We start from the raw sequence: 10,213 nt of genomic DNA on the forward strand, positions 1-10,213 counted from the left end.
CGCCCCTCTGTTGGGCGGGGCGGCCCGTCGTCTATCCCGCCGCACGGTTATCCCGCCGCACGGTGGGCCCCTGCCGGCACCGGCCGGCTATCCCAGTGAGGAGAACAATGAGCGAGAAGAATTACCCCGCAATTCCCGACCCCGAGGGCGTGGAGCGGGTCTACGGTGAACTGCTGGCGCGAGCACCCGAAAACAAGATGGCGCCGCGCCTGGACGCTGTGGCGCGCGCCGTCGAAATCCTTGGCGACGTGCACCGTGCCGCGCCGGTCATCCACATCACCGGCACGAACGGCAAGACCAGCACCGCCCGCATGATTGAGGCGCTGCTGCTCGGCCACGACCTGCGCGTGGGCCGCTTTACCAGCCCGCACCTCGAAAGCGTTACCGAGCGTATCTGCATTAACGGCGCACCCGTACCGGATGCCACCTTCGTGCGCATTTGGGAGGAAATCGCCCCCTACCTGCAGATTGTGGACGCGGAGATGACCTCCCGCGGCGAGCCCGCCCTGACCTTCTTCGAGTCCGTTACCGTGCTCGCCTTCGCGATTTTCGCGGACGAGCCGGTGGACGTGGTGGTGCTCGAGGTCGGTATCGGCGGCACCTGGGATTCCACGAACGTTGCCGACGGCGTGGTTTCCGTGGTCACCCCGATTGGTCTGGACCACACCGACATGCTGGGCGAAACCCTCGCTGAGATCGCGACCGAAAAGTCCGGCATCATCAAGCCCGGCGGATTCCTGATTTCTGCGGCGCAGGACCCGGAAGCGGCGGACGTGCTGCTCGCCTCCGCCCGCGAGAAGGAAGCATCCTTCGCCTTTGAGGGCGTGGAGTTCGGCGTTGTCTCCCGTGAGCTTGCGGTCGGCGGTCAGCTGCTGACCCTGCGCGGCCTGGCGGGCGAGTACCCGGATGTGCCGCTGTCCCTGCACGGTGCGCATCAGGCGCAGAACGCCGTGGTGGCTCTCGCCGCCGTGGAGGCGTTCTTCGGCGGTCAGCGTCAGCTGCCCGAGGACGTGGTGCGTACCGCGTTTGAGACGGTGCGCTCGCCGGGCCGTCTGGAGGTTGTGCGCACCGAGCCGCTGACCATCCTGGATGCGGGCCACAACCCGCACGGCGTGCGTGCGTCCGCGGCTGCGCTGACTGAGGCGTTCAAGCTGTCGCACCTGCACGCGGTGGTCGGCATCCTGGGCGAGAAGGATGCCCTGGGCATGTTCGAGACCATGCGCGAAGAGTATGTTGACGCTTCCGACGGCACCTTCCGCCTGTACCTTGCGGCGTCGGATTCGCCGCGTGCGATTGCCCCGGAGCGCCTGCACGAGCTCGCCCTGGATGCTGGCATTGATGAAGACTCAATCGAGGTGTTCGAGCACCTGGATGAGGCGATTGCCACCGCCATGGAGAACGCTCTCTTCGAGCAGGAGTCGGCGGGCGTGCTGATTACCGGTTCGATTACGGTCATCGGTGAGGCGCGTACCCTGCTCGCTGCGCATGAGCAGGCGAAGACCCCCGGCGCTGAGGCTGAGGAGCTGCCGGATGAGCTGCCCGCCGAGGCTGGCCTGTACGCCGGTTCTGCGGGCGCGGCGTCGGCTTCGACTCTGGCTGCCGCGGCCGCTGAGGCTGCTGCCGCCGAGCCGGATGAGCTGCTGAACGACATCATGGCCGAGTTGGGTGGCGAGTCTGCGCCGGGTTCTTCGCTGGAGGACTCGCTGGGCCTGCCGCTGGGTGATTCGTACACCGATGATTTCTTCGGTGACGATGACTCCGAAGACGAATAAAGCCCACTGAGGTTATTGATGAGAAAGCGGGGCGCCGCTCTCCGGTTGGTTTTACTGGGCTAGTATTACCGGCTGGGGGAGCGGTGCCCCGCTTTTTCGCACCCAGCCTTTTTGTGCCTCCGCCTTTCTGTCTTTTGCCTCTGCCCTCGCGCTCCCACTCGAACCCCACTTGAACCCACGTTCCCTCACGCGTTCCCAGGGGCTCTCACGCAACCCCAATCGCCCGATTTTTTTTCGGCATACCCCACCCCCACCCACCCAAAAATCGAAAATAACGAAAATTTTTGGGCACCGAGCACACAAAACCGGGCGCGCCTCCACGACACGGTGCTATATTCACTGAGGCGCCGGCCCCAACGCCTGAGGCCGCACCAACATACCCGCACACATACGCATACCAGCGACGGTATGCCACATAGTGAAAGGCACCCATCATGCCCGCACCCTTCACCGATTTGATTGGCACCGATTCGTTCACCGAGTCCCTACGCCAGGAGAACCTCGCCACCTGGCTTGCCGCCACGAATCACCGCTTTGTTGCTGAGCTTTTTGACGGCTCGATTGCCCCGCAGGTCATGGCGGGGTACCTGGTGCAGGACTACCGCTTCCTCGATACCTTCCTCGCCCTGATTGGTGGCGCGATTGCTAACGCCGATACTCTCGCGGGTCGTCTGCGCCTCTCCGAGTTCGCGGGCGAGATTGCGGGGGACGAGAACACCTACTTCCTGCGCAGCTTTGAGACTCTGGGCGTGACCGAACATCAGCGTGACTCCATGCCCGATATGGAGGCGACCACCGGCTTCAAGCGTCTCTTCCTCGACGCGGCGGCTAGCGGCAGCTACGCGGCGATCCTGTCGGTGCTGGTGGTTTGCGAGGGCCTGTACCTGGATTGGGCGTCGAAGGCTCCCGCCAAGCGTCCCGAATCGTTTGTGCACCACGAGTGGATTACCCTGCACGACTACCCGGAGTTCCGTGAGCTGGTTGATTTCCTGCGCCGCGAACTGGACCGTGTGGGCCCGTCGGATGCGCAACGTGCCCGCGAGTTCTTTAGCCGCGCGGTGGAGCTGGAACAGCTGTTCTTTGATGAGTCGTACACCCACCCGCTGCCCTAGGTAATACCGCCCTAAGTGATGCCCCGGATAAAGCCCTAGAAAATATCCCGTTGAAACCCTCGGAAGGTTCCGCCCGCCGCTGAATTGCGGGCGCCTCCCGGGGGTTTCGCGTGCTCAAGACGCCCCGAAAGTGCCCGGAATGAGCCCCTGAAAATGCCCCGAAAGTGCACAGAAAACGCGCCCACCTGTGTAAAATAGCACGTCATAAAACGGAACATATAGGCTGATGGCGTGCCATTTGGCGGTGTGAGAGGCTAGGATAAATGGGGTACCGCTTCCGGGGTGCTGGCTATGCCGCGCCGGTATGTACCCGCTACTGCACGAGGTGAGGCGCACCCTTGAGGAACCTAACCGGCACCTCCTCAGCCGTCCCCGGCGTCTGCCGCGTTGACGGTTGCATGCGCCCCTCAACACTACAGAGCTTAAGACGGTGCTGCTGGGACAGTACCACCGTAAAACACTATCTAAAGGAGTCGTATGAGTACCGCCGCATCGAGTACTACCGAGCCCACCCACGCTGCAAAAGAAGCGCAGCACGGGCACGCGGGAACCCCGGGCGGCTACTCAGACCGACAGCTTGGATTCTGGCTGGTTGGCGCCGGCCTGATCGCACTCATTTCTTCGGCGATTCTGGTGTACGAGCGCCTGCAGATTTACATTGATGCTGGCCACTCCACGGTCTGCGATATCAACGCCCTGCTCAGCTGCGGCACGGTGATGCGTACCCCGCAGGCGGAAGCTTTCGGCTTCCCAAACCCGTTCATTGGTCTGGTGGGCTTCTCGATTGTGGTGACTATCGGTGCTGCGATCATGGCGGGCGCACGCTTCAAGAAGTGGTTCTGGGTGTGCATGAACATTGGTTTGGCGGCGGCGACCGCATTCATTATGTGGCTGTGGTACCAGACGACGTTCCAGATTAACGCTCTGTGCCTGTTCTGCATGATCGTGTGGGTTATGACCATCACCCTGTTTGTGAAGACCACGGTCCGCAATATTTCGGCGGGTGTTATTCCGGCGTCGCAGTCGATGCGTGAGAGCGCTCGTGGCTGGTCGTGGTTTGCGATTAGCCTGTGGCTGATCCTGATTTTCGGCATTATTGTGATCCGCTTCTTTGAGGTCATTGTGAATATGATGCGCTAAGCAGTTGAGGGCTGATGCCCCGAACGTGCAACGCCCCGGTGCCTGTTGGTGCCGGGGCGTTGCTGTACCCGCAAACGGAATGTGCTGAGCGGATTGTGCCGGTAGATTGCAGCGGGTAGATTGCAGCGGGTAGCGGGGGAGGCGCCGGTAACTTTGCCGGTGGCAGTCAGCGGGGAGGCGGCGCGGGTGCGTATAATGGTCAGGTATATTCTTGAGCGGCGTCAGCTGGAGCCGTCCGCGGGTTTTGCCTGCGGCGTTGACTGCCTGCCGTTCTGCTGGACACTAGATTCTTGATACCCCTTCGAGGAGACCCGTGAAGACTGCCGGAATTGCCGCAATGGGCGCTGCTGCCGTTATTTTTCTGACTGCCCTGCTGTTGCTGACCGCCGGTCACTTCTCGCTGCTGTGGGTGATTCTGCTGGTGGTTTCTCCGTTTGTTTTCATTCTGGGCGTTCCGTTTGCGACCGGTTCCGGTCCGGAGTACCTGCCGACCGACCCGAAGCTTGCTCAGCAGGCTCGTGAGGCGCGCGATGCGGAGCTGGGTCTGGACTAGCCCCTCCTCTGTGAAAGTTTTTGAAGCCGGGTGGTGCGTAGTGGCACGCCCGGCTTTGCTGTACCCGCTATGGTGCTCGCCGCAGTGCCCGCGCATCCTGGTGGGAAGTGATGCCTGGATTGGGGGTCCTGGGTGGCTTAGAGGCACCCGCTACCGGGTATAATGAAAGACGGTGTCTTGTGCGCCCCGCACGCGCATGAAGATCCCCACCAACGCATCGAGGGAGAGTACCCGATGAGCGCCGGCTATAAGCCGCGGAGCATAACTGTCGCACCGCGCGTGCCGCCCGCCTCGGCGAAGAAACCCGAAGACCGGCAGGGCACCCAGGAAGGGTGTGAGCGTGCCGTGCTCGAGAGCGAGGTGGCTGTGACCGTCGCGGCGCGCTCTGCGTTCCGCCCGCTCGCCCCCTACGGCAGAAGCACTGAATGAGATAGTGCCCGCGAAGAACGCGCACCGTAGGGTGAGGCTTGAGCCGCGGTGGCAGCAACTAGGCTTTGCGCTGTATGCGCGCTGTTAAAATCCTTGCGGTGCGGAGCAGGGTGTAACGAAAGAAGATTAATGTCTGACGAGAAGAACGTCGAACTTGGGGTTTTTGAGGCGCTGAACGCCCTCGCGGAGGAGAAGAACGCCTCTGCAGAGACCCGTGAAACTCTGCGTAAGAATGTTCGTGAGAGCTCTGAGGCTCAGCAGGGTGCTGAGCGCCGCCGTCCGGGTCGCCCGAAGAAGGAGAAGGCTCCTGAGGTTCCCCTGGATGAGGCGATTGCTGCTGGCCTGACCAACCTGCGTAATGCTAAGGCTAAGCACGCGCCGGCACCGAAGGTTGCCGCTCCCGTTGCGTCTGAGACCGAGGTTGCTTCTACCCTCGATAGCCTGTTTGCGGCTGCTGAGAAGAAGGCGGCTGAGCCTGCTGTTGAGGAGAAGACCGCAAAGGTCGAGACCGTCGAGAAGACCGCGAAGGTTGAAGAGGTCGCCAAGGTTGAGAAGGTTGCTAAGACCGAGACCGTGGAGAAGACCGCGAAGGTGGAGGAAGTTGTTGCCCCCGCCGCTGAGTCTGCCGAGCCTGCCGTTGAGGTGAAGGAAGAGACCGCCAAGGTTGAGGTCGTAACCCCCGCACCGGCTGAGAAGGCTGAAGATCCCGCTGAAGAGGCTGCCGCAGAGCAGCCCGCCGAGGCTGCTGCGGTTGCTGAAGAATCCGCAACCGAAGAAGCTGCACCTGAGGCACCTGCCGCAGAAGAGTCTGCTGAGGAGCCCGCGGCTGAGGAGCCCGCAGAAGCTCCCGAGCCGGTAAAGACCATTAGCGACCTGCAGCGCGAGAAGCTGCAGGAACTGCGCTCGCGTACCCCCATGGGTGCGATGCCGCTGTTCATGGCGCCCGAGCCGGAGGAGCTGAGCGAGCTCGCTGTTGCCGCCAAGCTGGAGCGTGAAGCACGCCGCGCCGCTGCCGAGGAGCAGAAGCGTAAGGAGCGCATGGAGCGCCGCCGCGAGGAGGCTGCCGCTGAGGCTGAGGTGACGAGCCACCGTCGCCGTCGCCGTCGCCGCGGTACCGAGGATATTGAGATTGAGGGCGGCGTTGATGATGACGTTGAGACCGTCACCAAGGTGCGTGCGCCGCGCCTGGCTGACTCTCACGCATCCAACACCGTGACCGGTGTGCGCGGTTCTACCCGCCTGGAGGCGAAGCGTGTGCGCCGCCGCGAGTCCCGCTCCCTGGGCCGCCGCCGCCACATCGTGACTGAGGCTGAGTTCTTGGCTCGCCGCGAGTCCGTGGACCGTCAGATGCTGGTTCGTCAGAAGGACGGCCGCATCCAGATTGGCGTGCTTGAGGACGGCGTGCTGGCTGAGCACTTCGTGTCCAAGACCCAGCAGGATTCCCTGATTGGCAACGTGTACCTGGGTAAGGTTCAGAACGTTCTGCCCTCCATGGAAGCTGCGTTCGTTGACATTGGACGCGGCCGCAACGCTGTGCTGTACGCGGGCGAGGTCAACTGGGATGTTACCGGTCTGGACGGTGCGCCCCGCAAGATTGAGAACGCCCTGAAGCCCGGCGATTCGGTTCTGGTGCAGGTCACCAAGGACCCGATTGGTCACAAGGGTGCCCGCCTGACCAGCCAGGTTTCCCTGCCCGGTCGCTTCCTGGTGTACGTGCCGGGCGGTTCGATGACCGGTATTTCCCGCAAGCTGCCCGACACCGAGCGTGCTCGCCTGAAGAAGATTCTGAAGGACAAGCTGCCCGAGGGTGCTGGCGTGATTGTTCGTACCGCGGCGGAGGGTGCTTCTGAGGAGGAGCTGACCCACGATATTAACCGTCTGCGTGCGCAGTGGGAAGAGATTCAGGAGAAGGCTAACTCCCGTAAGGTACTGGCTCCGGAGATGCTCTACCAGGAGCCCGACCTGATGATTAAGACCGTGCGTGACGTCTTCAACGAGGACTTCACCGCGATGATTGTTCAGGGAGAGAACGCCTGGGATTCCATCGAGGCGTACGTGACCTACGTGGCGCCGGACCTGGTTTCCCGCCTGCAGCAGTGGGATGGCGAGGATGACCTCTTCGACCACTACCGCATCAACGAGCAGCTGGCGAAGGCTCTGGATCGTAAGGTGTACCTGCCTTCGGGTGGTTCGCTGGTGATTGACCGCACCGAAGCCATGACTGTGGTGGACGTGAACACCGGTAAGTTCACCGGTAGCGGCGGCAACCTGGAGGAGACCGTCACCAAGAACAACCTGGAAGCTGCTGAGGAGATTGTCCGTCAGCTGCGTCTGCGCGATATTGGCGGCATTATCGTCATTGACTTCATTGACATGGTGCTTGAGTCGAACCGTGACCTGGTTCTGCGTCGCCTGATTGAGTGCCTGGGCCGTGACCGTACCAAGCATCAGGTGGCTGAGGTGACTTCGCTGGGTCTGGTTCAGATGACCCGTAAGCGCCTGGGTACCGGTCTGCTTGAGGTCTTCTCGGAGCCCTGCGAGCAGTGTGCCGGCCGTGGCCTGGTGGTTCACGATCAGCCGCTGAGCGGTCGTAGCGGTGGCGCGTCGGATTACATCCACCGCCATGAGCGTAATGACCGTAAGCGTAGCCGTGCCGCTGCCCGCGAGGATTCTCGTGACCAGCAGAAGCAGGATGCTCTGGAGTCGAAGAAGGCTGAGCGCCGTAACGCTATGGCTGCGGTGGCTGCCGCATCCGCCCAGGCTGATGAGGCTTCGGAGGAGACCACTTCGACCCGCAAGAAGCGTAAGCGCCGCAAGCGTTCGCGCCGCGCGGAGACCGCTGAGCTTTCGCTTGAGCAGGAGATTCAGGGTATTGCTGAGGCTGCCAGCGAGCAGGCTCACGCGGAGGTTGCTCAGCGTGAGGACAAGGTCGCTGAGGTCACCGAGGGCAACTGGATCGGCGAGCAGGGCGGCTTCTCCCTGGAGCAGCTGGCGAGCGCGTTTGACCGCGTGGAAGAGTCCGCTGAGGATTCCTCGAAGGACTCTGAACAGGAGCGTTCGGAGGATCGTTCTGAGGAGCGTCGTTCGTCCAAGCGTGGCGAGAAGAAGTCTTCTCGTAACCGTAAGCGCCGCGAGCTGACCGATGCGGATATCGCCGCTGTGGAGGATTCCGGCGCGGGTGCGCTGGAGGACGAGCACCACGTTGACCCGGAGCTCGACCCGCGCTTTAGCCGCTCTTCGGATCGTTTCGAGGCGATTCGCGCCGGTGAGGCGAAGGCTCGTGCTTCTCAGAAGGCTGGCCGTCTTGCCCGCACTGAGGGTGAGTCGTTCCGTTCGGGCCGTGAGGATCGTTCGGAGGAGCGTCGTTCGTCCAAGCGCCAGGACCGTGAGCAGCAGAACGCTGAGGCAACCTCCGCTGAGGTAAACTCGGGTGTGCAGAAGGCTCAGGAGTCCAAGCGTGTTGAGCGTGAGGACCTGCGCATCGAGGATGTTCGTGAGACTCCGCGTGCCTCCCGCCGCCGTGCTCGTCGTGCCGCTGATGAGAAGCGTGCCGAGAAGGCAGCTGAGCAGAGCGTGGCATCCGAGCAGGCGCCCGCAAAGGATGATAAGGTTGAGAAGTCTGAGTCTCGTACGGTCGTGACCGGCGTGATTGCTGCTCCGGCTGTGACCGGTGTGGTGGGCGCAGCCCCCGCAGTGGTTGAGGCTCCGGTTGAGGAAGCCCAGAAGCCTGCGGCTCAGGTGCCCGGTTCGACTCCGCGTAAGCGTCGCACTCGCCGTGCGGCTTCGAGTGCCGGTGCCGGTGCTCAGGTCGTGACCGTGGACGCTTCCGAGCGTGCTGAGGGTTCCGTGGTTGCTTCCGCTTCTGTTGCGGATGTGGCTCCGGTGGCTGATGACGCTTCGGCCCCTGTCTTGTTCGGCATTGGCGTTGCTGCTGCCGACATTAAGCGTGAAGGTAAGGACGATTAGTCTTTAGCTTCCGATCATCGGAATTCCGATGGTGTGTGTATATGAGATAGCCTCGGTAGGGCGAGCCGGAACTTCCCTACCGAGGCTATTTTTTTCTGTGCGTGTGCTGCGTCATTTTAAAGGCGCTACTAAGAGTGCGGTGCAGTATTAGAGGAGCATCACGTGGTGTCTGCGGATAATCCGTGAAACTATCTATTGCGCGGCGCGTAGATCATGCCGTATCCTTAAGGACTGGTGTTTATCTCAGTGAAGCCCTATCGACGCAGGGCCAGCGGGAGACACCGCTCCCACCCGCATCGTCTTCGGCGTGGTCGAATAATCGGCTGAGTCGAAACGTGCGGGAGAGAGACACCACCGGTGAGCCTCGCGTGTTGGCTTCGGCGGGCAATCCCGTCGGAACTCACGGGCCGTTCCTCCTTGCTCGCGGTCATTCGACTGGCGGGGGAGGGCGCACAGCAATGAAAGCGCAGGCTGCTCATTCGTGTGAGATCCAAGAAGCAAGTTGTCGAGAAAAGTGAGTCCCATAGTGGCATACGCGATTGTACGCGCTGGCGGCCGCCAGGAGAAGGTTTCCGTAGGCGACCTCGTTACCCTTGACCGTGTTGCAGGCGAGCCCGGCAGCACCATCGAGCTGCCCGTGCTGCTGCTCGTCGACGGTGACAAGGTCACCGCTGATGCAAAGTCCCTGGCTTCCGCCAAGGTTGTTGCTGAGAAGGTTGAGGACCTGCGCGGTCCGAAGATCGTTATTCAGAAGTACAAGAACAAGACCGGTTACAAGAAGCGTCAGGGCTTCCGCGCCGAGCTGACCACCGTCAAGATTACCGCTATCAACGCGTAATTAAGACGACCGGAATTCAACCCTAAGGTAGGAATACAGAATGGCACACAAGAAGGGCGCAAGCTCCACCCGTAACGGCCGTGACTCGAACCCCCAGTACCTCGGTGTTAAGCGCTACGGCGGCCAGTCCGTCAACGCAGGCGAGATTCTCGTTCGCCAGCGCGGCACCCACTTCCACCCCGGCCTGAACGTTGGCCGCGGTGGCGACGACACCCTGTTCGCTCTGGCAGCAGGCACCGTCGAATTCGGTACCCGCAAGGGCCGCAAGGTCGTTAACATCCTGGCAGCAGCTGAGTAATACTCACCGCTAGGGCAGAGGGGGTAGGCGTTAGTCTACCCCCTCTCGCTATGACCTCGAATGCCGTGGATGCCCGTGCTGGGTTCCACGATGAGGCGCACCCCA

The 10,213-nt window shown here is 62.1% G+C and carries 7 protein-coding genes; all 7 read left to right on the plus strand.

The annotated features are described in order from the left end of the window. Positions 1 to 107: 107 nt before the first annotated feature. The 7 genes from HMPREF2980_RS05635 (at position 108) to rpmA (ending at position 10,108) form a co-directional block, all read left to right on the plus strand. Complete coding sequence (locus HMPREF2980_RS05635; protein ID WP_070690677.1) at positions 108 to 1,772, plus strand: bifunctional folylpolyglutamate synthase/dihydrofolate synthase; 1,665 nt, start codon at positions 108 to 110, stop codon at positions 1,770 to 1,772. A gap of 434 nt (positions 1,773 to 2,206) precedes the next feature. Then, positions 2,207 to 2,884: a TenA family protein gene (locus HMPREF2980_RS05640; RefSeq protein ID WP_070690680.1), complete on the plus strand. Its 678-nt coding sequence runs from the start codon at positions 2,207 to 2,209 to the stop codon at positions 2,882 to 2,884. Positions 2,885 to 3,361: 477 nt separating this feature from the next. Further along, a complete protein-coding gene (locus HMPREF2980_RS05645) occupies positions 3,362 to 4,024 on the plus strand; it encodes a vitamin K epoxide reductase family protein (RefSeq protein ID WP_005505760.1) in 663 nt (220 codons plus the stop codon). Between the two features lie 313 nt (positions 4,025 to 4,337). Beyond that, complete coding sequence (locus HMPREF2980_RS05650; protein ID WP_005505761.1) at positions 4,338 to 4,577, plus strand: hypothetical protein; 240 nt, start codon at positions 4,338 to 4,340, stop codon at positions 4,575 to 4,577. A gap of 558 nt (positions 4,578 to 5,135) precedes the next feature. Further along, complete coding sequence (locus HMPREF2980_RS05660; protein ID WP_070690686.1) at positions 5,136 to 8,972, plus strand: Rne/Rng family ribonuclease; 3,837 nt, start codon at positions 5,136 to 5,138, stop codon at positions 8,970 to 8,972. Between the two features lie 526 nt (positions 8,973 to 9,498). After that, positions 9,499 to 9,810: a 50S ribosomal protein L21 gene (rplU, locus tag HMPREF2980_RS05665; RefSeq protein WP_005505764.1), complete on the plus strand. Its 312-nt coding sequence runs from the start codon at positions 9,499 to 9,501 to the stop codon at positions 9,808 to 9,810. A gap of 40 nt (positions 9,811 to 9,850) precedes the next feature. Continuing rightward, entirely contained in the window at positions 9,851 to 10,108 is a 258-nt protein-coding gene (rpmA, locus tag HMPREF2980_RS05670; protein WP_005505766.1) for a 50S ribosomal protein L27, read from the plus strand. Positions 10,109 to 10,213 lie beyond the last annotated feature (105 nt).

Origin of the sequence: Rothia sp. HMSC076D04, assembly GCF_001814645.1 — a bacterium.
Lineage (GTDB): Bacteria > Actinomycetota > Actinomycetes > Actinomycetales > Micrococcaceae > Rothia > Rothia mucilaginosa.